General features: G+C 69.3%; 21 protein-coding genes. 14 read left to right on the top strand and 7 right to left on the bottom strand.

The window, feature by feature from the left end; all coding sequences use genetic code 11:
- Nucleotides 1–196 precede the first annotated feature (196 nt).
- The gene (locus tag AC07OX_RS23855) at nucleotides 197–934 is read left to right on the top strand and encodes an SDR family oxidoreductase (protein ID WP_495262101.1); all 738 of its coding nucleotides are present in this window, start codon (nucleotides 197–199) and stop codon (nucleotides 932–934) included.
- An 18-nt stretch (nucleotides 935–952) separates the two neighbouring features.
- Here the strand turns inward: AC07OX_RS23855 and AC07OX_RS23850 are convergent, their stop codons facing one another.
- Genes AC07OX_RS23850 through AC07OX_RS23840 form a run of 3 tightly spaced genes read right to left on the bottom strand, consistent with a single transcriptional unit; the run spans nucleotide 953 to nucleotide 4,459 of the window.
- Nucleotides 953–1,267, bottom strand: a complete 315-nt coding sequence (locus tag AC07OX_RS23850; RefSeq protein WP_062476134.1) for a polyhydroxyalkanoic acid system family protein — start codon at nucleotides 1,265–1,267, stop codon at nucleotides 953–955.
- The gene (locus AC07OX_RS23845) at nucleotides 1,260–2,399 is read right to left on the bottom strand and encodes an aminopeptidase (RefSeq protein WP_495262100.1); all 1,140 of its coding nucleotides are present in this window, start codon (nucleotides 2,397–2,399) and stop codon (nucleotides 1,260–1,262) included. The genes AC07OX_RS23850 and AC07OX_RS23845 overlap by 8 nt, the downstream gene beginning before the upstream one ends.
- Complete coding sequence (locus AC07OX_RS23840) at nucleotides 2,399–4,459, bottom strand: molybdopterin-containing oxidoreductase family protein (protein WP_495262099.1); 2,061 nt, start codon at nucleotides 4,457–4,459, stop codon at nucleotides 2,399–2,401. The genes AC07OX_RS23845 and AC07OX_RS23840 overlap by 1 nt, the downstream gene beginning before the upstream one ends.
- Before the next feature lie 58 nt (nucleotides 4,460–4,517).
- Between AC07OX_RS23840 and AC07OX_RS23835 the strand changes: the two genes are divergently transcribed.
- Nucleotides 4,518–5,651 (top strand): ABC transporter substrate-binding protein, encoded by a 1,134-nt coding sequence (locus tag AC07OX_RS23835; RefSeq protein WP_495262142.1) that lies wholly within the window; start codon nucleotides 4,518–4,520, stop codon nucleotides 5,649–5,651.
- 134 nt (nucleotides 5,652–5,785) lie between these two features.
- Here the strand turns inward: AC07OX_RS23835 and AC07OX_RS23830 are convergent, their stop codons facing one another.
- From AC07OX_RS23830 to AC07OX_RS23820, 3 genes are read right to left on the bottom strand one after another with little or no spacing between them, the layout of a single operon-like run.
- Nucleotides 5,786–6,880, bottom strand: coding sequence for a M14 family metallopeptidase (locus AC07OX_RS23830; protein ID WP_495262098.1), 1,095 nt, complete (start codon nucleotides 6,878–6,880; stop codon nucleotides 5,786–5,788).
- The gene (locus AC07OX_RS23825) at nucleotides 6,877–8,079 is read right to left on the bottom strand and encodes a M20 aminoacylase family protein (protein ID WP_495262097.1); all 1,203 of its coding nucleotides are present in this window, start codon (nucleotides 8,077–8,079) and stop codon (nucleotides 6,877–6,879) included. The genes AC07OX_RS23830 and AC07OX_RS23825 overlap by 4 nt, the downstream gene beginning before the upstream one ends.
- 55 nt (nucleotides 8,080–8,134) lie before the next feature.
- Nucleotides 8,135–9,328, bottom strand: coding sequence for a glycerophosphodiester phosphodiesterase (locus AC07OX_RS23820; RefSeq protein WP_492700242.1), 1,194 nt, complete (start codon nucleotides 9,326–9,328; stop codon nucleotides 8,135–8,137).
- A 110-nt stretch (nucleotides 9,329–9,438) separates the two neighbouring features.
- On the opposite strand from AC07OX_RS23820, the gene argE reads away from it, so the two are divergent.
- From argE to AC07OX_RS23770, 10 genes are all read left to right on the top strand, one after another.
- On the top strand, nucleotides 9,439–10,605 hold the full coding sequence (gene argE / locus AC07OX_RS23815) for an acetylornithine deacetylase (protein WP_095950723.1): 1,167 nt from the start codon (nucleotides 9,439–9,441) through the stop codon (nucleotides 10,603–10,605).
- Nucleotides 10,598–11,857: a DUF445 domain-containing protein gene (locus AC07OX_RS23810; RefSeq protein WP_495262096.1), complete on the top strand. Its 1,260-nt coding sequence runs from the start codon at nucleotides 10,598–10,600 to the stop codon at nucleotides 11,855–11,857. The genes argE and AC07OX_RS23810 overlap by 8 nt, the downstream gene beginning before the upstream one ends.
- Before the next feature lie 138 nt (nucleotides 11,858–11,995).
- Nucleotides 11,996–13,663 carry a Vgb family protein gene (locus AC07OX_RS23805; RefSeq protein WP_495262095.1) on the top strand — a complete coding sequence of 556 codons (1,668 nt, stop codon included), beginning with the start codon at nucleotides 11,996–11,998 and terminating at the stop codon, nucleotides 13,661–13,663.
- 118 nt (nucleotides 13,664–13,781) lie between these two features.
- On the top strand, nucleotides 13,782–14,558 hold the full coding sequence (locus AC07OX_RS23800; RefSeq protein WP_062472795.1) for an MHYT domain-containing protein: 777 nt from the start codon (nucleotides 13,782–13,784) through the stop codon (nucleotides 14,556–14,558).
- A 73-nt stretch (nucleotides 14,559–14,631) separates the two neighbouring features.
- Nucleotides 14,632–16,242, top strand: coding sequence for an acyl-CoA carboxylase subunit beta (locus AC07OX_RS23795; RefSeq protein ID WP_495262094.1), 1,611 nt, complete (start codon nucleotides 14,632–14,634; stop codon nucleotides 16,240–16,242).
- Complete coding sequence (locus tag AC07OX_RS23790) at nucleotides 16,239–18,188, top strand: acetyl/propionyl/methylcrotonyl-CoA carboxylase subunit alpha (RefSeq protein ID WP_495262093.1); 1,950 nt, start codon at nucleotides 16,239–16,241, stop codon at nucleotides 18,186–18,188. The genes AC07OX_RS23795 and AC07OX_RS23790 overlap by 4 nt, the downstream gene beginning before the upstream one ends.
- 31 nt (nucleotides 18,189–18,219) lie before the next feature.
- Nucleotides 18,220–19,116: an SDR family NAD(P)-dependent oxidoreductase gene (locus tag AC07OX_RS23785; RefSeq protein ID WP_495262092.1), complete on the top strand. Its 897-nt coding sequence runs from the start codon at nucleotides 18,220–18,222 to the stop codon at nucleotides 19,114–19,116.
- Nucleotides 19,117–19,140: 24 nt separating this feature from the next.
- Nucleotides 19,141–20,301: an acyl-CoA dehydrogenase family protein gene (locus tag AC07OX_RS23780; RefSeq protein ID WP_095950728.1), complete on the top strand. Its 1,161-nt coding sequence runs from the start codon at nucleotides 19,141–19,143 to the stop codon at nucleotides 20,299–20,301.
- 5 nt (nucleotides 20,302–20,306) lie between these two features.
- Complete coding sequence (locus AC07OX_RS23775) at nucleotides 20,307–21,473, top strand: acyl-CoA dehydrogenase family protein (RefSeq protein WP_495262091.1); 1,167 nt, start codon at nucleotides 20,307–20,309, stop codon at nucleotides 21,471–21,473.
- A 95-nt stretch (nucleotides 21,474–21,568) separates the two neighbouring features.
- Nucleotides 21,569–22,330 (top strand): slipin family protein, encoded by a 762-nt coding sequence (locus tag AC07OX_RS23770; RefSeq protein WP_495262090.1) that lies wholly within the window; start codon nucleotides 21,569–21,571, stop codon nucleotides 22,328–22,330.
- Between the two features lie 77 nt (nucleotides 22,331–22,407).
- On the opposite strand, the gene AC07OX_RS23765 is transcribed toward AC07OX_RS23770, so the two are convergent.
- Entirely contained in the window at nucleotides 22,408–23,685 is a 1,278-nt protein-coding gene (locus AC07OX_RS23765; RefSeq protein ID WP_495262089.1) for a DEAD/DEAH box helicase, read from the bottom strand.
- A gap of 48 nt (nucleotides 23,686–23,733) precedes the next feature.
- On the opposite strand from AC07OX_RS23765, the gene AC07OX_RS23760 reads away from it, so the two are divergent.
- Entirely contained in the window at nucleotides 23,734–24,114 is a 381-nt protein-coding gene (locus AC07OX_RS23760) for a translation initiation factor Sui1 (RefSeq protein WP_062472780.1), read from the top strand.
- A 7-nt stretch (nucleotides 24,115–24,121) separates the two neighbouring features.
- Nucleotides 24,122–24,358, top strand: a complete 237-nt coding sequence (locus tag AC07OX_RS23755) for a DUF3820 family protein (RefSeq protein WP_056584018.1) — start codon at nucleotides 24,122–24,124, stop codon at nucleotides 24,356–24,358.
- Nucleotides 24,359–24,495 lie beyond the last annotated feature (137 nt).

Raw genomic sequence — 24,495 nt, 5'->3', positions numbered from 1 at the left:
ACCGCATCGACGTGAGCGTTGGGCAGTGCGGTTGTTGATCGACTGCACAACGACCGCGCTCAGTGTGCACAGGACACTGGGTGCTTCCCGCAGCGAAATCAAGGAGGAGGCCGCAGGCCGGGGGACATTCGCGGAGGGAAGTACCCGGTGGCCTGTGCACGCGCCCTGAACCACCACCTTTGATGAGCAGAACACCATGACACCCACCTTCGACTTCTCAGGCAAGCGCGCCCTCGTGACCGGCGCCAGCAGCGGCATCGGCCGCGCAGTCGCCGCACAGCTCGCCCGCTCAGGCGCACAAGTCACCGCCGTAGGCCGCAACGCCGACGCGCTGGAAGCACTGCAGACCGAGTCCGGCTGCACGCCCTTGGCCCTGGACGTGGCCGACGTCGGCGCACTGGAAAAAGCGCTCGCACCATTGCCCGCCTTCGATTTGGTTGTGAACTGCGCCGGCACCACACGCATCGAGCGCGCCATCGACCTGCAGGCCGGGAGCTTCGACGCCGTGATGGCCGTCAACGCACGCGCCGCCGCACTCGTGGCCGCGCGCTGCGGCCGGGCCATGATCGCGGCCGGCGTGCGCGGCAGCATCGTCAACGTGTCGAGCCAGGCCTCGCTGGTCGCGCTCGACGCGCACCTTTGCTACAGCGCCTCGAAGGCGGCGATGGACGCCGTCACGCGCGCGCTGTGCCTCGAGTTCGGGCCGCACGGCATCCGCGTGAACAGCGTGAACCCGACCGTCACGCTCACGCCGATGGCCGAGCAGGCGTGGTCCGATCCGGCCAAGAGCGCGGCGGCGCTCAAGAACATTCCGTTGGGACGTTTCGCGCAGGTCAATGAAGTGGTCGCGCCAATCTTGTTCCTGCTGTCCGACGGCGCGGCGATGGTCAGCGGCGTGGCGCTGCCGGTCGATGGCGGTTACACCATCGCCTGAAGAAGAAAATTCCCCGCCTCAGGCGAAGCGGGTGCCGCCCTGCGGTGCGTCGAGCAGTGCGTCGAGGTTGCGCGAGATCTTCTGCTCGATCTGGTCGCTGAAGCTGCTGAACAGGAAACCCAGCGTCGCCTCGAGCCGGAAGGTATCGGCCGTGACCTCCACCGTGCCGTCGATGCCCGCGCGGCTGAACTGGGCCCGGTCGCAGTCGGTGCCCTCGGTGTAGGTGCATTCCAGACCGTAGTCCTGCTCGACCTGATGCACCCATTGGCGCGCGACTTCGCGGGCGCCGGCAATGCCCAGCGTGTGGTTGCGTTCGATTTGGATGTCAGGCACCGTGGTCTCCGTTGTCGTCGTGTGTGCGGCCTTGGCGCGCGTGGGTGTGCAGGATACCCGTGGCGGCCTGCAACGCATTGCGGCGCTCTTCCGTCGTGGGCAGCGCGGCAATGCGCCGCACCGCAGTGTAAAAGCGCGGCCAGTCGCGGCCCTCGCGCTCGAACAGCGCTTCGAAGCCCGGCACCAGGTCGTCGTAGGCGCCCTGCGCACCGAAGGCCGCGTTGTTGGCGCGCGCCACCCAGCCGTCATACGCGTTCTGGCGCGGACCGGTCCACGCCGCCTTCAGCGCGGTGTAGCGCTCGCGAAAGTCGGCCATGGCGGCCTGCTTCTGCGCTTCGACCTTTGTCCAGTCCTTCGCCTTGGCTTCGGGCGACTCGTACACCTGCGTGAGCGTGCGGCGCGTGTTGAGCGCCAGCGCACGGAAGTCCTGCCGCTGTGCATTGAACTGCGCGTACTCGGCGCGCGCCGCCTCGCCGGCCTCGCGCTGCAGCCACATCGCGCCGCCGATGCGCTCCACGGCCGTGGCGTACGACTCGTTGAACACCGTGTCGCCCGGCACATAGAGCACCTGGTGCGCCAGCTCGTGGAACACGAGGCGCGCCAGCTCGCCCTCGGGGTAGCCGATGAAGGTGGACAGCAGCGGATCGCCGCCGGCCCAGTTCATCCAGCCCAGCGTGGAGTAGGCCGGCACGGGGTACACGGCCACTTCGAGGCCGTTTGTCTTCTGCGCCTCGGCCTCGGTTTTCGCGGCGGCCTCGTCGTAGTAGCCGCGATAACCCACGCAGCCCGCGACCGGAAAGCACCAGCTCTTCAGCGTGAGCGAGTACGGCGGCGCGGCCACCACGTTCCACACGGCGGCGGGGCGGTGCAGGTCGGCATACGAGGTGTAGCTCGCGTTGTCGGGCAGGCCGAGTTCGCTCGACGCGAAACGGCGGATGCGCTGCGCGAGTTCGAGCTTGGCCTTGAGCGGCGCGCCCACGGCCGGGTCGGCCAGCCATTCGGGCACGGGCTTGGCCGCGCGCAGGATGTCGAGGTGGCCGTTGGCCGATTGCCAGTAGTAGCCGAGGTCGGCGCAGCCCGTCAGGAAAAGCGCGCCGGCCAATGCCAGCGCGGGCGCGCGCAGCCGTCGCATCACGCCTTTTCGACCTGCACCAGGCAGTCGTAGAAGGTCGGGCCGCGGCCGATGTCGGTCAGGCGCTGGCTGGTCAGCTCGTTGACGTTGGTGCCGTCCATGCCGAGCTTGCGCCACCAGATGCCCATGCCGTGCACCACGCCCTGGCGCGCGCGGCGCGACACCTCGGCGCGGCAGCGGTGCTCGCCGCGCTGGTTGAACACGCGCACCGTGGCGCCGTCCTCGATGCCGCGCGCGGCGGCGTCGTCGGCGTGGATCTCAAGCAGCGGCTCGACCTCGATCGCGCGCAGGCTGGTCACGTTGACGAAGGTCGAATTGAGGAAGTTGCGCGCCGGCGGCGAGATCATCGCCAGCGGGAACTCGGTCGAGCTGCCGACCGGCTCCCAGTTGGGCACGTGGTCGGGCAGGCCGTCCATGCCCATGGCCTGCAGGCGCTCGCTGAAGAACTCGCAGCGGCCCGAGGGCGTGGGGAACGTGCCTTCGGCGAACGGCGCCTCGGCCAGCTTCAGGCTGGTGAAGCCTTGGGCGCGCAGTTGCTCGAAATCGATCGCCTTCTCGGCGAAGGCGGTGCGGCACAGCGACTCGTCGCTCTCCGAAAAGCAGGGCTCGTCGAAGCCGAGGCGGCGCGCCAGTTCGCGGAACACCCAGGCGTTGCTGCGGGCCTCGCCGCGCGGCGCGACGGCCGGGCGGTTCAGCAGCACGTCGGTGTGGCCGTAGCTGCAGTGGATGTCCCAGTGCTCGAGCTGCGTGGTGGCGGGCAGCAGGTAGTCGGCGTAGTCGGCGGTGTCGGTGCGGAACTGCTCGAGCACCACGGTGAACAGGTCTTCGCGCGCAAAGCCCGCCACCACCTTGGCCGACTCGGGCGCCACCGCCACCGGGTTGCTGTTGTAGACCACGACGGCCTTCACGGGCTTGGCGGTGTCGAGCAGCGCATCGCCGATGGTGCTCATGTTGATGGTGCGCGGCTTGCGCCCGGCCAGCAGGTCGGGGCGCTGCAGCGCGGCGCGGTCGACCGGGTAGTGGCCCGAACTGCTGAGCAGCAGGCCGCCCGCGCGGTCGCGCCAGGCGCCGACCAGCGCCGGCAGGCAGGCGATGGCGCGCGCCGCGTTGCCGCCGCCGCGCACGCGCTGCATGCCGTAGTTCAGGCGGATCGCGGCGGGCTTCGTCGTGCCGTAGGCCTGGGCCAGCGCCACGATCTGTGCCTCGGGAATGCCGCAGACCTCGGCCGCGCGCGACGGCGGCCATTGCAGCGCGCGCTCGCGCAGCTGCTCCCAGCCCAGCGTGTGGTTCGCGATGTAGTCGTGGTCGAGCCAGTCGTGCACGATGAGTTCGTGCATGAGCGCCAGCGCCAGCGCGGCGTCGGTGCCGGGCAGCAGTGCGATGTGCTCGTCGCACTTGTCGGCGGTTTCGGTCTTGCGCGGGTCGATGCACACCAGCCGTGCGCCGGCGCGCTTGGCGGCCTGGGCGTGGCGCCAGAAGTGCAGGTTGCTGGCGATGGAGTTGCTGCCCCAGATGAGGATGAGCTTGGCCTCGGCGAAGAACTCGATGCGCATGCCGACCTTGGCGCCCAGCGTGTAGACCATGGCCTCGCCGCCCGCCATCGAGCAGATGGTGCGGTCCAACAGCGAGGCGCCCAGCTTGTGGAAGAAGCGCCGGTCCATCGATTCGCCCTGTACGAGGCCCATGGTGCCCGCATAGCTGTAGGGGAGAATTGCTTCCGGTTCCGACTGCAATTCCCGAAGATGCGCGGCGATATCGTCCAATGCCGTCTCCCATGAGACGGGCTCGAAGCGGCCGCTGCCCTTGGGACCGACGCGTTTCAGGGGCTGCACGAGCCGCTCGGCATGGTCATTGCGTTCGATGTACCGCGACACCTTGGTGCACAGCACGCCGCCGGTGTGCGAGTGGGCGGGGTTGCCTTGCAGCTTCACCGCCACGCCGTCCTTGACGGTGGTGACGAGCGCGCAGGTGTCGGGGCAATCGTGCGGGCAGGCGCCCAGCACCGTAGAGGGTGCGGAGGCGTCGGGCGTGTCGAGGAGGGAATCCGTTGCGTGGGCCATCGGACAAGTCTAATTTGAGTATCAACACACAGGGCAGAGGGAGGATTTCACCATGACGATGCAATTGAATCGCAGGCATTTTTCGATCGCCACGGCGGCCGCCGCCACGCTGGGCAGCTTCGGCATCGCCCGGGCGCAGGGCGACACGCCGCTGGTGCTGGGCCAATCGGCGCCGTTCACCGGGCCGGCCGCGCAGCTGGGCATCCAGTTCCACCAGGGCGCCAAGCTGTTCCTGGACCAGTACAACGCCCAGCCGGGCCAGCGCGACGTGGTCATCAAGAACCTGGACGACGGCTACGAGCCCGACCGCTGCGCGGCCAACACGCAGAAGCTGATCGGCGAGGACGTGTTCGCGCTGTTCGGCTACATCGGCACGCCGACCAGCTTGGCCGCGCTGCCGCTGGCGGTGAAGGACAAGGTGCCGTTCATCGCGCCGTTCACGGGCGCGATGTCGCTGCGCGAGCCTTTTCACCGCAACGTGTTCCATCTGCGCGCTTCGTACAACGACGAGACGGCATTGATGGTGAAACAGCTCACCCACCTGGGCATGAAGAAGATCGCGGTCTTCTACCAGAACGACGCCTACGGCAAGGCCGGCCTGGACGGCGTGACGCTGGCGCTGGCCCAGCAGGAACTCAAGCCGGTGGCGCTGGCCACGGTGGAGCGCAACTCGGCCGACGTGGCCGCGGCGGTGAAGACGATCATGGCGAGCCAGCCGGCGGCGGTGGTGCAGGTCGGTGCCTACAAGGCCTGCGCGGCGTTCATCCGCGAGATGCGCAAGGCGGGCTACGGCGGCGTGTTCTTCAACCTCTCGTTCGTGGGCACGCAAGCGCTGGCGGACGAGCTGGGCAAGGAGGCGGCGGGCGTGATGGTCACGCAGGTGGTGCCCTCGCCCTACAACCAGGCGAATGCGCTGGCCCGCGAGTTCACCGAAGCGGTGCGCAAGGCGGGCGGCGGCGCGAGCGCCAATTTCTCGAGCATGGAAGGCTACCTGGCCGCCAAGGTGCTGACCGAGGGCCTGCGCCGCGCACCGGGCGGCAAGGGCACGCGCGACGGGCTGATCGCGGGGCTGGAAAGCATCGAGCGGCAGCAGTTCGGCGGCTTCGAGGTGTCGTTCTCTTCGAAGAGCCATGTGGCTTCGAAGTTTGTCGAGCTGTCGATGCTGACTGCTGACGGGCGGGTGCGGACGTAGTTTTTGTCCGGTGGGCGTGCCCAGGCCACCGGGTACTTCCCTCCGCGAATGTCCCCCGGCCTGCGGCCTCCTCCTTGATTTCGCTGCGGGAAGCACCCAGTGCCCTAGGCACGGGATGCAGCGCTGGGAAGCGGTCAGGCGGAGAGGCCGTCCACCGCCTGGAACATCGCCTGCCGCGCCTGGCTCACGATCTGGCCGCGCCAGGCGTCGGAGTCCGTGTAGAACGCCTCCACCATGCGCGCGCGGATGCCATCGGCCAGATCGGCCGGCGCGTCCGGGTGCTTGTGCAGCCAGTGGTCGGCGCGCAGGGCGCCGGTCACTTCGAGCATCGGCAGCGTGCCGTATTCGAGCGCGATGCCGGTGTACTCGGCCTGCGGGCACTCTTCGTACACGGCGTCCCACATCAGGCCGCGCAGCAGCGCCGAGGTCGAGGAGCCGTCGTAGATCGAGGTGACGGGCGCCGCCGGCGTGCCCCACCAGGCGTTGGCGCGGGCATAGGCGACCTTGTCGTCGCGGCAGGCAAAGATGCGTTCGCCCAGGCCGTTGGGGCCGAGGCCCGTGTGCAGGTCGATCCAGGCCAGGCGCTTCGCGTGGCCTGCATGGCGACGCAGCACGCTGCGGATGGTCTTGTTGCTCCAGGTCGGCGCCTTGCCGCCGAAGAACAGGCCGTCGTCGAACTGGTACTGGCCGCTCGTCACCGCCGCCTGGTAGGCCGTGGCGCCGTGCTTCTCGATCCACTTCTCGATCGCGGCCTGGTTGTCCGGCGTCGGCGGCCAGGTGTCGGGCAGCAGCAGCGGATGCAGCCTGGCGTAGGGCTCGTTCACCGGCACGGGCTTCGAGAAGTCGAGGAAGTTGCGGTTCAGGTCGACGTTCTCGTGCGTCACGCGGCGGCCGTACGAAAAGCCGTGCGGGTTCAGCGCATGCACGTACAGCACCGCCACGCCCTGCGCCTTGGCCTTCTCGCGCCATTCGGCGTCGTGCAGCGCGAACACCTGCACGCCGCTGCCGCAGTGGCCTTCGACGCCGTGGCAGGCGCTGGTGACGACGAGCAGCCGCTCGGCGTTGGCGTCGCCGTCGAGCGCCACGTCCATCGACAGCTCTTCGCCGTCGCGGCCCTTGAGCGGGTGCGCGTGCGGCTCGACCGTGAGGCCGGCGCTGACGCAGCCCTGCAGGAACTTCTGGCGCGCTTGGGCGTAGCGCGGCGAAAAGGCCTCGCCGATGCCGATCATGGGGCAGTGCCGCCAGGCTGGAGGAACTGCTCGGCGATCTGCACCCAGCAGGTGGCGCCCAGCGGGATGAGGTCGTCGTTGAAGTCGTAGCTCGCGTTGTGCAGCGTGCACGGGCCTTCGCCGTGGTGCACGTCGCGGTGCGCGCCGTCGCCGTTGCCGATGAAGGCGTAGGCGCCGGGCTTGGCCTGCAGCATGAAGGCGAAGTCTTCCGAGGTCATGGCGGCCTCCTGCTTGAGCACGTTCTCGGGGCCGACGATCCCGCCCATCACGCGGCGCGCGAAGTCGGCCTCGGCCTCGGTGTTGATGGTCGGCGGGTAGTAGCGCTCGAAGCGGAACTCGCAGGTGGCGTCGTGCGCGGCGCAGATGTGCTCGCTGATCTGCTTCATCTTGGCCTCGATCATGTCGAGCACCTCGAGCGAGAAGGTGCGCACGGTGCCCGACAGCTCGCAGTTGTCGGGGATCACGTTGTTGGTCTCGCCGGCGTGGATGGTGGTGACCGATATCACCGCCGAATCGGTCGGCTTCATCTTGCGCGTGAGGATGGTCTGGAAGGCCTGCACGATCTCGCAGGCGATCGGCACCGGGTCGATGCCGGTCTGCGGCAGCGCGGCGTGGCCGCCCTTGCCGACTACGTTCACATGGAACTTGTTGCCCGAGGCCATCACCGGGCCGGGGCTCACGGCGAACTGGCCGGCCTTCATGCCGGGCCAGTTGTGCATGCCGAAGACGGCGTCCATGGGGAACTGCTCGAACAGGCCTTCCTTGATCATCTCGCGCGCGCCGCCGCCGCCCTCTTCGGCCGGCTGGAAGATCAGGTAGACGGTGCCGTCGAAGTTGCGGTGCTTGGCCAGGTGCTGGGCCGCCGCGAGCAGCATCGCCGTGTGGCCGTCGTGGCCGCAGGCGTGCATCTTGCCGTGGTGCTGGCTGGCGTGGGCGAAGGTGTTGAGCTCGGTGACGGGCAGCGCGTCCATGTCGGCGCGCAGGCCGACGGCGCGGTTGCTGGTGCCGTTCTTGACGATGCCGACCACGCCGGTGGTGCCCAGGCCACGGTGGATGGGAATGCCCCATTCGGTGAGCTTGCCTGCCACCACGTCGGCGGTGCGGACTTCTTCGAAACAGAGTTCAGGGTGGGCATGAAGGTCACGCCGGACGGCCGCGATGCCGGCCGCCTGCGTGACGAGCGAGTCGATGAGTTTCATAAGACACAGTCTAGGCTTTGCGGAATGCGCCGCAAAGACCGTGCCGGGCAAACCCTCAGCGGCCGATGCTCTTCAGGTACTCGGCGCGCGCGGCCAGCGCGGTGTCGGTGAAGTCGGTGAACACGCCATCGACGCCGAGCTTGTAATAGACCGCGTATTCGTTCTTGCCGTCCTTGTTGTAGTCGGACGCGAGCCGGCGCGACTCGTTACGGAACGTGAAGGGGTGCACGAACAGGCCCGCCTTGTGGGCGTCGGCGATCAGCGTGGTGGGGGCCGTCGAGGTGGCGTCGGCGTCGTTGATCTTGCCGTCCTTGTTGACGTCCACCACCTTGCCGTCGGCGCCCACGGTGCCCTTGACGCTCACGATGTAGCGCTTCCAGGGGCCGATGCCGTCGGCGTAGGTCTTGATCTCGGCCAGCCCGGCGGGCGTGACCATGACGTCGAAGTTGCGCTTGTCGCCGGCCTTGGTCCACTCGTAGGGGCGGTCGACCGGCACGGCGTAGGTCATGGCGCCGGTCTTCATGTCGATGCCGTCGCCGTCGATCAGCTGGATGAGCCGGGTGTTCAGGCCCTTGCTCTTCATGTACTTGAGGCTGCCGGGCTCGAACGACTGCACGTAGATGGGCGCGGTCTTGCTGTTCCAGCCGGCGGCGTTGATGGCGGCGATGACCTTGTCTTCCATGGGCATGCCCAGGTCGCGGAAGTAGGTCGGGTTCTTGGTTTCCGGGTAGATCGCGATGGTGCGGCCGGTTTCCTTCGTCTTGGCCTTGGCGAAATCGATGATCTCCTGGAAGGTCACGACCTTGAACTTGCCGTTGAATTCCTGCGGGCGCTCCGCGTCGGTCGAAATGCCGCCCAGGGTCTTGATCTCGGCCAGCGTGAAGTCGTTGCTGAACCAGCCGGTCTGGGTCTCGCCGTCGACCTGAATGGTCTTCTTGCGCGAGGCAAAACGCGCGTGCTTGGCCACGTCGGTGCTGATCGCCAGGTTGGGGTCGTGGCGGGCGATGAGCACGCCGTCCTTGGTGGAGACCAGGTCCATCTCGATGACGTCGGCGCCCAGTTCGATGGCGCGCGCGTACGACTCCAGCGTCTGTTCCGGCAGGTAGCCCGAGGCGCCGCGGTGGGCGATGACCAGCGGCGGGTTGCCGTCCAGCGTGAGCAGCTTGTTCGCCGCCGGGCCGGTGGTGCCACAGGCGGCCAGGCTCAGGGCGGCCACGGCGGTCAGGGTGATCTGCAGGGACATGCGCATGTTGTCTTCTCCATCCAAACAAAGAAAAAAGAGGAGGCAGGCTACCCGCTGCGCGTGACAACGCCGATACCCATCTGCGCGGGCGTTCAACTTCCCGGACAATCTGTTGCATGCAGCACACGCTTTCTCCCCAGAGCCTCTTGATGGCGCAAACCTTGGTTCGCATGAACACGGTGAGCGCAAACAGCAACCTCGAGCTGATCGACTTCGCCCAGGCGCACCTCGCCGCCCTCGGCGTGAAGAGCCGCATCACCTACAACGCCGAGCGCACCAAGGCGAACCTGTTCGCCACGCTGGGCGAGGGCAAGCCGGCCGGCGTGATCCTCTCGGGCCATACCGACACGGTGCCCTGGGACGGCCAGGCCTGGAGCGTCGACCCGCTGTCGGCCGTGGTGCAGAACGAGCGCCTGTACGGCCGCGGCTCGGCCGACATGAAGAGCTACATCGCGATCGCGCTGGCCAATGCCCAGCGCTTCCTCGAGGGCGACGCGCCCTTCGCCGTGCACTTCGCCTTCACCTACGAAGAAGAGATCGGCTGCTTCGGCGTGCGCGAACTCATCGCCGACATGCGCGACGCCGGCATCAAGCCGCTGGCCTGCATCGTGGGCGAGCCCACCAGCATGGTGCCGGCCATCGCCCACAAGGGCGTGTACCGCTACAAGTGCTGCGTGCGCGGCAAGGAGGCGCACTCGTCGCTCACGCCGAAGTCGGTCAACGCCATCGAGATGGCCGCGCGCGTGATCGGCAAGGTGCGCGACATGGCCGAGGATTTCGAACGCAGCGAGCCGCGCTACGACGGCTTCGACGTGCCCTTCAGCACCGCCAGCGTGGGCCAGTTCCACGGCGGCATCGCCGACAACGTGGTGCCGCGCGACGCCGAGTTCCGCTACGAATTCCGCGACCTGCCCACGGCCGACGCCAAGCGCATGCAGTCCGACGTACTGGCCTACGCCGCGAGCATCGAGCCCGCCATGAAGAAGGTGGCGCCCGACGCGGGCTTCAAGTTCGAAACGATCTGCGAGATCCCGAGCTTCCTGGGCGCGGCCGGCGATCCGGTCACGCTGCTCGCGCAGCGCCTGGCCAGCGAAGACCGCACCACGCTGGTGGCCTTCGGCACCGAAGCGGGCCTGTTCAAGAACGCCGGCATCCCCACCGTGGTGTGCGGCCCCGGCAGCATCGAGCAGGCGCACCAGCCCGACGAGTTCGTGAGTCTTGAGCAGCTCGCGCGCTGCGAGCTGTTCATGGAGCGCCTCGCGACCTCGCACACCATTGGCTGAAGACCACGGCAGCGGCGCACTGCAGCGCATGAAACGCGTCGCGCTCGGCCTGCTGTGCGCGGCGGCGGCGCTGTATGCGCTGGCCAGCGCGCTGCACGGCCAGCATCCGGCCTGGGGCTACGTGGCGGCTTTTGCCGAGGCCGCGATGGTCGGCGCCATTGCCGACTGGTTCGCGGTGGTGGCGCTGTTTCGCCACCCGCTGGGCCTGCCGATCCCGCACACGGCGATCATCCCGAGCAACAAGGACCGCATCGGCGCCAAGCTCGCGGGCTTCATCTGCGACAACTTCCTGAGCACCGCCCAGGTGCTGGCCAAGCTGCGCCAGTTCGATGCGGCGGGGCGCATCGCCGAGTGGCTGGCCCGGCCCGCCAGCGGCGAGCGGCTCGGCGAATGGGGCGTGGCCGCCACGCGCTACGGTCTGGCCGCCTTCGACGACGAACGGGTGCGCGACTTCATGGGCCGCGCCGCCGCGGCCGGCCTGGCCAAGATCGACCTCTCGCGCCTCACCGGCCAGGCGCTCGATGCGCTCACGGCCGGCGGGCGCCACCAGGCGCTGCTCGACGACGTGCTGCAGCAGGTGGCCGAGCTGCTCGACGGCGACGAGGTGCAGGCGCACATCACCGAGGCCATCGCGCGCGAGATCAAGACGCTGCGCTACGTGGGCCTGGACCAGGTGGCGGCCAAGCTCGCCACGCGCAAGATCGTGGCCGCCATCGCGCGCACGCTGGCCGAGCTGGCGGCCGAGCCCGAGCACCCGATGCGCCGGCGCTTCGACCATTTCGTGGACGACTTCGTGGTGCGCCTGAAGCTCGACCCCGAGTTCCAGCAGCGCGGCGAGCAGATCCGCGCCGAGCTCATTGCGCACCCCGCGCTGGGCGACTACCTGCACGGCCTGTGGGGCGAGCTGCTGGGCTGGCTGCACGACGACCTCGGGCGCCCCGACTCGACCATCCGCCAGCGCATCGCCACCATGGCCGGCGCGCTGGGCCAGCGGCTGCAGAACGACGCGGCGATCCGCGCCTGGATCAACGAGCAGCTCGAGGCCGCCGCGCCGGCGGCCATCGAGCGCTACCGCGAGGACATCCGCCGCTACATCGAGGAGCGCGTGGGCGAGTGGAACGCGCACGAGATGACCGACGAGCTCGAGCGCCACATCGGGCGCGACCTGCAGTTCATCCGCATCAACGGCACGCTGGTGGGCGGGCTGGTGGGGCTGCTGATCCATACGGCGACGCAGCTGCTGCGCGGCTGAAAAATCACCGGGTGCTGCGGGTTATCCGCAGCGGACGAAAGTCCGCGTCTTGTCCCGCGAGCGACTGCGCGGCCTCCTCCGGCTCCTAGACTGCGGGCGCACTGCCGCATCCACCAAGCCAACCCAGAGGAGATCGCCATGCCCCGTCGCACGATCCGCGCTGCCGCGCTGACCGCCGCCCTCGCCCTGCTCGCCGCCTGCAGCTCGCTGTCGCCACCGCCCAAACGCCCCGCCGCGTGGGCGGCGCCCGAGGTGCTCGTGGCCCCGTCGTCCTTCGCGGGCGTGCACGGCCTGGCCATCGATGCGAAGGGCCGGCTGCTGGCGGGCTCCGTGCTCGGCAACACGCTGTGGGAGGTCGACCGCCAGACCGGCGCCGCCAAGGTGCTGATCGACGCGCCCGAAGGCCAGGCCGACGACATCGCGGTCGGCCCGAAGGGTGAGCTGGCCTGGACCAACTACCTCATGGGCATGCTGCGCTACCGCGAGAACGACAGCGCGCCACTGCGCGTGCTCGCCAAGGACCTGCCCGGCCTGAACTCGCTCGACTTCGATCGCAAGAACGGCAAGCTCTACGCCTCGCAGGTGTTCCTGGGCGACGCGCTGTGGGAGATCGACCGCGAGGGCAAGCAGCCGCCCCGGCTCATCAAGAAGGACATGGGCGGCTTCAACGGCTTCGAGGTCGGGCCCGACGGCCTGCTCTACGGCCCGCTGTGGTTCAAGGGCCAGGTCGTGAAGATCGACCCGGCGAACGGCGCCCTGACGGTGATCGCCGACGGCTTCAAGATCCCCGCCGCCGCCAACCTCGACGGCAAGGGCAACCTCTGGGTGGTCGATGCGCGCAGCGGCGAGCTGGTGAAGGTCGATCTTGCGAGCGGCAAGAAGACCGTCGCCAAGCAGCTGCGCCCGTCGCTCGACAACCTGGCCATCGCCAAGGACACGCCCGACGGGACGATCTACATCTCGAACATGGCCAACAACGAGGTGCAGGCCTTCAACCCCGCCACCGGCGAGCTGCGCACGCTCACCAGCGGCAAGGTGGCGGTGCCCGCGGGCCTGAAGATCGACGGCAACGACCTGTGGGTGGCCGACGTCTTCGGCTTCCGGCAGGTCGACGTGCGCACCGGCGAGGTGCGCGACGTGTTCCGCATGCAGCGCGACCCCGAGCTCGACTACCCCTTCGCGGTCGGCCTGTCGCCCAAGCTGTTCGCGCTGACCTCGTGGTTCACGGGCTCGGTGCAGCTGGTCGACCGCCAGACGCTGAAGACGGTCGAGACGATCCACGGCCTGAAGGCGCCGTTCGACGCGCTGCCCATGCCCGACGGCAGCGTGATCTACGCCGAACTCGCCACCGGCAGCATCACGCGCGCCAGCGGGCCGAAGTTTGCAGAGAAGTCAGTGCTGGCCAGCGGCCTGAACGGCCCGGTGCAACTGGTGGTCGGCCAGGACGGCGCGCTCTACGTGACCGAGGCGGCCGGCAAGCTGCTGCGCATTCCGCTGGACGCCAGCGCGCCGCTGCGCACCGTGGCCGACGGGCTGGCGCTGCCCGAGGGCCTGGCCCAGACGCCGTGGGGTAGCTTCATCGTGGCCGAGAGCGAGGCGCGCCGGCTGGTCGAGATCGACCCGGCCACCGGCACCCGTCGCACCGTCGCCGAGAACCTGCCCATCGGGCTGGCGGCCGGGCCCGGCCTGCCCCCGCCGTACGTGGTGACGGGCGTGGCCGTGGGGCGCGACGGCACGGTCTACGTGGCGGCCGACAGGAACAATTCGATCTATCGAATTCGGCCTGTCATTCAGGGTAACAATTAGTACAAGTTTCTGTTTACTTTTATAAACACATATTACAAACTGGTCGGGACGCGTCGCAGCGTTCCGATCGCATAGGGCAGTCGGGGTCTGCGAAGCGCTCTTTCCGAAGGGACATCGCATGACTCCACTCGTCGTAGGCCAAGTGCTATCGCCCGAATACTCCCTGGGGCTGGTCGCGCTTTCGTTCGTCATTTCCTTCTTCGGCTCGCTGGTGGCCCTGATCTGTGCCGGGCGCATGGTCGGTGCCGACGGCAAACCCAACCTGGCCATCGTGGCCTGCGCCGCGGTGGCGCTGGGGGGCATCGGCATCTGGTCGATGCACTTCATCGGCATGCTGGCCTACCGGCTGCCCTTCGGCATCGCGTACAACATGCCGCTGACCATCGTGTCGCTGGTGGCGGCCATCCTGATCTCGGGCATTGCGCTGTACCTGGCGGGCGGGCGCGCCAAGTTCAGCCGCTCGGGCTGGCTGGCGGGCAGCCTGCTGGCGGGCCTGGGCGTGTGCGTGATGCACTACATGGGCATGTTCGCGATGAACATGCGGGCCACGATGAGCTTCGACTTCAGCATGGTCGCGCTGTCGGTGGTCATCGCCATCACGGCCGCCGCCGCGGCGCTGTGGCTGGCCTTCAACCTGCGCAAGCTGAGCCACCAGGTGGCCGCCGCCGCCGTGATGGGCGTGGCGGTGTGCACCATGCACTACGTGGGCATGAGCGCGGCCAGCATGATCTGCACGGCGGCCGCCCCGGTCGACGCGCTCTCGCTGGGCGGCAGCTACATGGGCCTCACGGTGTTCGGCACGGCCGGCGCGGTGCTGATCTTCATCTACTGGGTGGTCACGGGCAGCAGCCTGGACGCCGCCCCCGCCGCACAACGGCGCGTGCGCCCCAGCTAGTTGGCGCAAGCGGGCCGGGGGCCCGCCTCCTAAAGTCTGTGCGAAACGACACGCGCGCACCGCACAGACCCCCATGCCCTTCCTCGAATCCCGGCTGCACACCGCCGGAGACAGCTACCAGGCCAACCGCGCCAGCATGCTCTCGCTGCTGGACCAGGTCCGGTCCCACGAAGCCCGCGCCGTGGCCGCCTCCAGCGCCTCGGCCGAGCGCTTCGCCAAGCGCGGCCAGCTGCTGCCGCGCGAACGCCTCGCGCTGCTGCTGGACACCGGCGCGCCCTTCCTGCCGCTGGCCACGCTGGCGGGCCTGGGCCAGGACAACCCCGACCTCGCCAAGAGCGTGCCCGGCGGCGGCCTGATCGCCGGCATCGGGCGCGTGGCGGGTGTGCGCTGCATGATCAGCGCCTCCGACTCCGGCATCGACGCCGGCGCGCTGCAGCCCATGGGGCTGGACAAGCAGCTGCGCCTGCACGAGATCGCGCTGGAGAACAAGCTGCCCTTCATCCAGCTGGTGGAAAGCGCGGGCGCCAACCTCATGCAGTACCGCGTGCAGGACTTCGTGCGCGGCGGCAACATCTTCCGCAACCTCGCGCGGCTCTCGGCCGCGGGGCTGCCGGTGGTGACCGTGACGCACGGCTCCTCGACCGCAGGCGGCGCGTACCAGACGGGCCTGTCGGACTACATCGTGATGGTGCGCGACCGCACTCGGGCCTTCCTGGCCGGGCCGCCGCTCCTGAAGGCCGCCACCGGCGAGATCGCCACCGAGGAAGAACTGGGCGGCGCCGTCATGCACACCCACATCTCGGGCCTGGGCGACTACCTGGCCGAGGACGACCGCGACGCACTGCGCATCGCGCGCGCCATCCTCGGCGGCATCGACTGGGCGCGCGACGAGGTGCCGCGCACCTTCGCACCGCCGCGCCACGACGCCGAGGAGCTGATGGGCCTCATGCCCGCCGACGGCCGCCGGCCGGTGGACATGCGCGAGGTCATCGCGCGCATCGCCGACGGCTCGGAGTTCCTGGCCTTCAGCGAGCACTACGGCAGCGCCACGGTCTGCGGCCACATCCGCCTCGAAGGGCATGCGGTGGGCATCATCACCAACAACGGCCCCATCGATTCCGACGGCGCCACCAAGGCCACGCACTTCATCCAGGCCTGCTGCCAGTCGCGCACGCCCATCGTCTACCTGCAGAACATCACGGGCTACATGGTGGGCCGCGCGCACGAGGAGGCCGGCATCATCAAGCACGGCGCCAAGATGATCCAGGCCGTGACCAGCGCCAACGTGCCGCAGATCACGCTGCACTGCGGCGCCTCGTACGGCGCGGGCAACTACGGCATGTGCGGTCGCGGCTTTGCGCCGCGCTTCTGCTTCAGCTGGCCCAACGCACGCACCGCCGTGATGGGCGGCGAGCAGGCCGCGCAGACCATGGCCATCGTCATGGAGGCCGGCATGGCGCGCAAGGGTGCCGTCGACCGCGAGAAGATCGACGCGATGCAACGCCAGATCGTCGAGCGCTTCGAGCGCCAGATGAGCGTCTTCACCACCAGCGCGCTGCTGCTGGACGACGGCGTGATCGACCCGCGCGACACGCGCGCCGTGCTGGCCGAGGCGCTGTCGATCTGCCGCGACGCCGAGGCGCGTGCGCCGCAACCCATGCAGTTTTCGGTGGCACGGCCATGAGCACCTTTCACAAGATCCTGATCGCCAACCGCGGCGAAATTGCCGTGCGCGTGATGCGCACCGCGCGCGCCATGGGCTACCGCACGGTCGCGGTGTACTCGCGCGCCGATGCAGACGCCGAGCACGTGCGCCAGGCCGACGAGGCCGTGTGCATCGGCGAGCCGCTGCCCGCGCAGAGCTACCTGAACATCGACGCGATCGTTGCCGCGGCCCGCGCCAGCGGCGCCGACGCGGTGCACCCGGGCTACGGCTTCCTCGCCGAGAACGCCGCGTTCGCGCAGGCCTGCCGCGACGCGGGGCTGGTCTTCATCGGGCCATCGCCCGAGGCCATCGTCGCGATGGGCGACAAGGCCGGCGCCAAGCGGCTCATGCAGGCGGCCGGCGTGCCGTGCATTCCCGGCTACCAGGGCGACGATCAAAGCACCGCCACGCTGGCCGCCGAGGCCGAACGCATCGGCTGGCCCGTGATGATCAAGGCCACGGCCGGCGGCGGTGGGCGCGGCATGCGGCTCGTGGCCTCGGCCGGCGCCTTCGCCGAGCAACTGCAGAGCGCGCAGTCCGAGGCGCTGCATGCCTTCGGCGACGCCACCGTGATCCTGGAGCGCGCCATCGTCGCGCCGCGCCACATCGAGATCCAGGTGTTTGCCGACCGCCACGGCCACGCGATCCACCTCGGCGAGCGCGACTGCTCGGTGCAGCGGCGCCACCAGAAGGTGATCGAGGAAGCGCCCTCGCCGGCCGTCGATGCCGCGCTGCGCGCACGCATGGGCGCCACCGCCGTGGCCGCCGCCAAGGCCATCGCCTACGAAGGCGCGGGCACGCTGGAGTTTTTGCTCGACGCGCAGGGCCAGTACTGGTTCATGGAAATGAACACGCGGCTGCAGGTCGAGCACCCCGTGACCGAAGCGGTGACGGGCCTGGACCTCGTCGAACTGCAGCTGCGCGTGGCGGCCGGCGAGCCGCTGCCGCTGACGCAGGACGACGTGCGCATCACCGGCCATGCGATCGAAGTGCGGCTGTGCGCCGAAGACCCGCAGCAGGGATTCCTCCCGCAAAGCGGCACGCTCACGGCGTGGCGCCCATCGCCCGCGCTGCGCACCGAACACGCATTGCGCGACGGCGCCGAGGTGCCGCCCTTCTACGACTCGATGATCGCCAAGCTCATTGCGTCGGGCCGCACGCGCGACGAGGCCCGCCAGCGGCTGCTGGCCGGCCTGCGCGACACGGTGGCGCTCGGCCTGCCGACCAACCAGCCGCTGCTGCAGCGCGCGCTCGCGCACCCGGTGTTCGCAAGCGGCGGTGCGACCACCGCCTTCATCGGCGACCACCTCGACGCGCTGCTGGCCGCCAACACCGCGAGCGACACGCGCGCCGCCCTGCTCGCAGCCCTGCTGCTGCAGACCGGCGCGCGCGGCTGGCCCTCGCCGCTGGCGCACACGCTGCCCAACGCCTTGCGCTTTTCGCTCGACGGCGCCGTGCACACGGCGCGCGTGACGCCGCGCGGCGCCGCGCACTTCGAGGTCGTGGTGGACGACACCGAGCCGGCCACGCTCGCGCTGCTGGCGCTGTCGGACGACGGCCTGCTGCGCTTCGCCTGCGACGGCGTGGCCGCGCAGGCGCAGGTCGTGCGGTGCGCCGAACGCGTCGACTTCCATTTCGACGGCCGCGCCCACCGCCTCGACGACCTCACCCACGTGGCCGTGGCGCGTGCCGACGCGGGCGGCGGCGACGGCCTGTTGCGCGCGTCGATGAACGGCCGCGTGGTCGCGCTGCTCGCTGCCGAGGGCGACACCGTCTCGGCAGGCCAGCCGCTGGTCACGCTCGAGGCCATGAAGATGGAACACGTGCACTGCGCACCGCGCGCGGGCCGCGTCGCGGCGCTGCATGTGGCCGTGGGCACGCAGGTGGCCGCGCGCCACATCGTTGCCGAGATCGCCGAGGCCTGAAGGCCCCTCCCCTTTGTCGAGAACCTGTCGAATGAACGCATCCCACTATCGCTCCGTCTTCGCGCCCGGCCTGTTCGCCGGGCAATGCATCGTCGTCACCGGCGGCGGCTCGGGCATCGGCCGCTGCACCGCGCACGAGCTGGCCTCGCTCGGCGCCCACGTGGTGCTGGTCGGCCGCAAGCCCGAGAAGCTCGACGCGGTGCGCGCCGAGATCGAAGCAGCCGGCGGCAACGCCAGCACGCAGGCCTTCGACATCCGCCAGGAAGAGGCCGTGCGCGAGGCCGTGAAGGCCATCGTCGCGGCGCACGGGCGCATCGACGGGCTGGTGAACAACGCGGGCGGCCAGTACATCACGCCGCTGGCCGCCATCTCGGCCAAGGGCTGGGAGGCGGTGATCCACACCAACCTCACGGGCGGCTTCCTGGTGGCGCGCGAGTGCTACCTGCAGAGCATGCAGGCCCACGGCGGCGCCATCGTCAACATCGTGGCCGACATCTGGGGGTCGATGCCGAACATGGGCCACAGCGGCGCCGCGCGCGCCGGCATGGTGAGCTTCACCGAGACCGCCGCCGCCGAATGGGCCGTGAGCGGCGTGCGCGTGAACGCCGTGGCGCCGGGCTACATCGCCTCCAGCGGCATGGACCACTACCCGCCCGAGGCCGGCGACATGCTGCGCGCCATGCGCAAGACCGTGCCGGCCGGCCGCTTCGGCAACGAGGCCGAGACCTCCGCCGCCATCGCCTTCCTGCTGGGCCCGGCCGCCGCGTTCATCAGCGGCACCGTGCTGCGCGTGGACGGCGCACGCCCGCAGGCGCGCATGGGCTGGCCCATGGCGCTGCCCGACGCGCAAGCGCAGCAGCGCCCCGCGGTGCGGCCCTACGACGGCTTTCACCTCGCGCAGACACCGCGCGTGTTCCAGGACAAGTAACGAGCGAACGAACGGAGACCCGCCATGCAGTACACCCATGAACACCTCGAGATGCAGAACACCCTGCGCCGGTTCATCGACGAGGAGATCAACCCCCACGTCGACGAATGGGAAGAGGCCGAGATCTTTCCCGCGCACGAGGTCTTCAAGAAGCTCGGCAACCTCGGCCTGCTGGGCCTGAACAAGCCCGAGGCCTTCGGCGGCGCCGGGCTCGACTACTCGTTTGCGATGGCCTTCGCCGAGGGGCTGGGCCACATCAGCTGCGGCGGCGTGCCGATGGCCATCGGCGTGCAGACCGACATGTGCACGCCCGCGCTCGCGCGCTTCGGCAGCGACGAACTGCGCCGCGAGTTCCTGGTGCCCGCCATCGCCGGCGACACGGTCGGCTGCATCGGCGTGAGCGAACCCGGCGCGGGCAGCGACGTGGCGGGCCTGAAGACCTATGCGAAGAAGGACGGCGACGACTACCTCATCACCGGCCAGAAGATGTGGATCACCAACAGCCTGCAGGCCGACTGGATGTGCATGCTGGTCAACACCAGCGAGGGCCCGGTGCACCGCAACAAGTCGCTCGTGATGGTGCCGATGAACCTGCCCGGCATCGAGAAGGCCAAGAAGATCCGCAAGATCGGCATGGACTCGAGCGACACCGGCCTCATCTACTTCGACAACGTGCGCGTGCCGCAGCGCTACCGCATCGGTGAGGAGGGCCAGGGCTTCGTCTACCAGATGCAGCAGTTCCAGGAAGAGCGCCTGTGGTGCGCGGCCAGTTCGCTCGCGCCGATGGACGACTGCATCACGCAGACCATCGAATGGGCGCAGCAGCGCCAGATGTTCGGCGCCACGCTGGCCGACCAGCAGTGGGTGCAGTTCAAGCTGGCCGAGCTCAAGACCGAGGTGGAGGCGCTGCGCGCCCTCACCTACCGCGCCTGCGACCTGCATGTGAAGGGCGAGGACGTGCTTGAGCTCGCGTCGATGGCCAAGCTCAAGACCGGCCGCCTCACGCGCCAGGTGGCCGACACCTGCCTGCAGTTCTGGGGCGGCATGGGCTTCACGCTGGAGAACCGCGTGGCGCGCCTGTACCGCGACGGCCGCCTGGGCTCGATCGGCGGCGGCGCCGACGAGGTGATGCTCGGCATCCTCGCCAAGACCATGGGCATCGCCAAGCGCCCGCCGCGCGGCTGAGCGACATGGACGCGGAACTGCAGGCCGACCGTGCGGCGCTCGCCGACACGGTGCGCCGCTTCGCCCAGGCCGAGATCGCACCGAACGTGCAGGCCTGGGACGAGGCCGGCGAATTCCCGCGCGCGCTGTACGCCCGCGCGGCCGAGCTGGGCCTGCTGGGCCTGGGCTACCCCGAAGCACTCGACGGCACGCCGGCCTCCTATTCGCTGAAGCTACCCGCGTGGGTCGCGCTCGCGCGCCACGGCCAGAGCGGCGGCGTGCTCGCGAGCCTGTTCTCGCACAACATCGGCCTGCCGCCCGTGGTGCTGCATGCCAGCGACGCGGTGCGCCGCGAGGTCGTGCCGGCCGTGCTGCGCGGCGAAAAGATTGCCGCGCTCGCGATCACCGAACCCGGCGGCGGCTCCGACGTGGCCGCGGTGCGCACGACGGCCAAGCGCGACGGCGATCACTACGTGCTCAACGGCGAGAAGACCTTCATCACCTCGGGCATGCGCGCCGACTGGATCACCGTGGCCGTGCGCACCGGCGAAGGCCGCGGCGCGGGCGGGCTCTCGATGCTGCTGGTGCCGGGCGACGCGCCCGGCCTCTCGCGCACGCGGCTCGCGAAGATGGGCTGGCTGTGCTCCGACACCGCCACGCTGCACTTCGACAACGTGCGCGTGCCCGCGCGCTACCTGCTGGGCGACGAAGGCGGCGGGTTCCGCATGGTCATGGGCAACTTCAACGGCGAGCGCGTCGGGCTCGCGGCCGGCGCGCTGGGCTTCGCGCAGGCCTGCCTGGACGAAGCGCTGGCCTGGTCGCGCGAGCGCAAGACCTTCGGCGCCGCGCTCATCGAGCACCAGGCCGTGCGCCACAAGCTGGTCGACATGCAGATGCGCATCGCCTCGACCGAGGCCTGGCTCGAGGCCGTGTCCGCCGAGGGCGACGCCCACGAGGCGGCGGGCCGCATCAACGCGCCCGAGTGGGTGGCGCAGGTCTGCCTGCTCAAGAACCACGCCACGCAGACCATGCAGTTCTGCGCCGACCAGGCGGTGCAGATCCTTGGTGGCATGGGCTTCATGCGCGGCACCGTGAGCGAGCGCGTCTACCGCGAGGTCAAGGTGATGATGATCGGCGGTGGCGCCGAAGAGATCATGAAGGAGCTGGCGGCGCGCCAGCTCGGGTGGCTGTAGCGGCGGAACCGCCCTTTATTCCGGCCCGGCCGGAACGCCGCTGCGCAGCGGGTGTCCAACCGTTCAGCACCTTTGCTGAGTCGCGGGAGATCACCATGCTCTCTTTCACTTATGGCATCGGCGCCGTCGCCCTGGTCCTGCTGGCGGCGCTGCTCTTTTCGGCGGTATGGATCTTCCGGGAGTACGAGCGCGGCATCGTGTTCACCCTGGGGCGCTTCTCGAAGGTGGCAGGGCCGGGACTGGTGTTCGTGATCCCGGCCATCCAGCAGGTGGTGCGCGTCGACCTGCGCACCGTGGTGCTCGAAGTGCCGACGCAGGATGTGATCTCGCGCGACAACGTGTCGGTGAAGGTCAGCGCGGTCGTCTACTTCCGCATCGTCGATGCGGCCAAGGCCATCATCGAGGTCAAGGACTTCTTCAACGCCACCAGCCAGCTGGCCCAGACCACGCTGCGCTCGGTGCTCGGCAAGCACCAGCTGGACGACATGCTGGCCGAGCGCGAGAAGCTCAACCTGGATGTGCGCGAATCGCTGGACGTGCAGACGGCGTCGTGGGGCATCAAGGTGTCGAACGTCGAGATCAAGCAGATCGACCTCACCGAATCCATGATCCGCGCCATCGCACGGCAGGCCGAGGCGGAACGCGAACGCCGCGCCAAGGTGATCCATGCCGAAGGCGAACTGCAGGCGTCCGAGAAGCTGTTCCAGGCCGCGCGCGTGCTGGCGCAGGAGCCGCAGGCGATCCAGCTGCGCTACCTGGAAACGCTCACGGTGATCGGCGCGGACAAGAACACGACCATCGTGTTTCCGCTGCCGGTGGACCTGATGGCGAACTTGCTCGGCAAGCAGCACGCGTAGCGCGCAACGCACGAAAGCGGAAAACCGTTCGAAGCACCCGCCGGCCTCCTTGCATGCCGGCGGAAGCCTGACGCGCGTCAGTCCGCGTCTTCCCCACCGCCCGCCTGTGCGGCCAGCGCCGCGGCGGCGCGCAGCTTGTCCTTCTTGCTCGGCCGCGCGCCCTTGATGCCGCCGTTGCCCGAGGTATCGACCACCACCGGCGCCGCCTCGGTCGGCTCGAAGCCCGCGATGCGCTCGCGCGGCACGCGCTGGCCCTGGCGCTTCTCGATCAGGCGGAAGTGCGCCTCGGTGGCCGGGCTCACGAAGCTGATCGCCAGCCCGCTCGCGCCCGCGCGGCCGGTGCGGCCGATGCGGTGGATGTAGTCGGTGGGCGAACGCGGCAGGTCGTAGTTGATGACCACGGGCAGCTGCGCGATGTCCAGGCCGCGCGCCGCCAGGTCGGTGGCGATCACCACGTCCCAGCGGCTCTGCTTGAACTGCGCCAGGATGTCGCGGCGCGTGCCCTGCGCGATGTCGCCGTGGAAGGGCACGGCGTAGATGCCGTTGCGGTACAGCTTCTCGGCCACGGTCTGTGCGGCGTGCTGCGTGGCGACGAACACCAGCACGCGGTCCCAGGTGCCTTCGTTGTCCTTCAGCAGCTGGCGCAGCAGCTGGGTGCGGCGGGCGGCGTCGACCTCGATGGCGCGCTGCACGATGTCGGGCCGGGTGCCGGGCTCGCCCTGCACCTCGACCAGGGCCGGGTCGTGCAGCATGTCGTCGGCCAGCGCCTGGATGGCGATCGGGAAGGTGGCCGAGAAGAGCAGGTTCTGGCGCCGCGCCGGCAGCAGCGCCAGGATGCGCTGCAGCTCCTCGGCAAAGCCCAGGTCGAACAGGCGGTCGGCCTCGTCGAGCACGAGCGTCGACACGGCGTCGAGCACGAGCGCGTTGTGTTCGACCAGGTCGAGCAGCCGGCCGGGCGTGGCGACCACGATGTCGGCGCCGCCGCGCAGCCGCATCATCTGCGGGTTGATCGAGACGCCGCCGACCGCGACGACGATCTTCAGGCGCTCGGGCAGGTGCCGCGCGAAGTCTTCCAGCGTCTCGCCGACCTGGGCCGCGAGTTCGCGCGTGGGCACGAGCACCAGCGCGCGCAGCCGGCGCGACGCCGACGCGGCGGGCTCGGCGGCCAGGCGCTGCAGCAGCGGCAGGGAAAATGCGGCCGTCTTGCCGGAGCCGGTCTGTGCCGAGCCCCGCAGGTCGCGGCCCTGCAAAATGGCAGGGATGGCCGCCGCCTGGATGGCGGTCGGCGCGGCAAAGCCGCTCGCGGCGGCCGCTTGCGCGAGCGCGGGGGTCAGGCCCAGGGTATCGAATGGCATGGAACGGGCACCGGGAAAAAGAGAGAGATCGAAAGAAAGACGGATCGAATGGGAACGATGAAGAACAGCCGCACCGGCAGCACGCTGGTGTACTCCACCGAGGCGGGCGGGCGCATGTGCCCCGACTGCGGCGCCCCGATGGCGCAATGCCGCTGCAAGGAGCTCGCGAAGGCCCGCACGGCGGCCACGGACGGCATTGTCCGCGTATCGCACGAGACCAAGGGCCGAAAGGGCAAGGGCGTGACCGTGGTCAAGGGCCTGCCGCTCGACGCGGCGGCGCTGGCGGCCGTGGGCAAGCAGCTGAAAGCGGCCTGCGGCACGGGCGGCACGGTGAAGGATGGCACCGTGGAGATCCAGGGCGATCACCGCGAGGTCGTCATCGCCGCCCTCGTGAAGCAGGGCCACACGGTCAAGCGCGCAGGCGGCTGAAGCGCGCATGAACCCCGAAGACCTGCAGCGCCTGGTGACGCTCGAGATGCCTTTTGGCAAGCACAAGGGCACGCTGATTGCCGATTTGCCCGGAAATTACCTGACTTGGTTTGCGCGCGAGGGTTTTCCCGCGGGAGAAATTGGCCGACTGCTCGCTTTGATGCATGAAATAGACCACAACGGCCTGTCCGACCTGCTCAAACCGTTGCGAAACCGCCCGTCGGGTCGGAATGTTTCTCGATAACACAAGATTTCCCCCCTTTTTTCGGAAATCGGGCCGGATAATCCGGCTCACGTGTCTGCGAGCCTTGGCTCCCGTGCACGTAATTTGGTGATCGGTCAGTTTCGCGCCACAGCGCATTAGTTTGTTGTGATTCTGGG

Source organism: Variovorax sp. GW821-FHT09D07 (assembly GCF_059416345.1).
The sequence above is the reverse complement of the archived record's forward strand: the minus strand, read 5'-3'. Positions and strand labels throughout refer to the sequence as shown.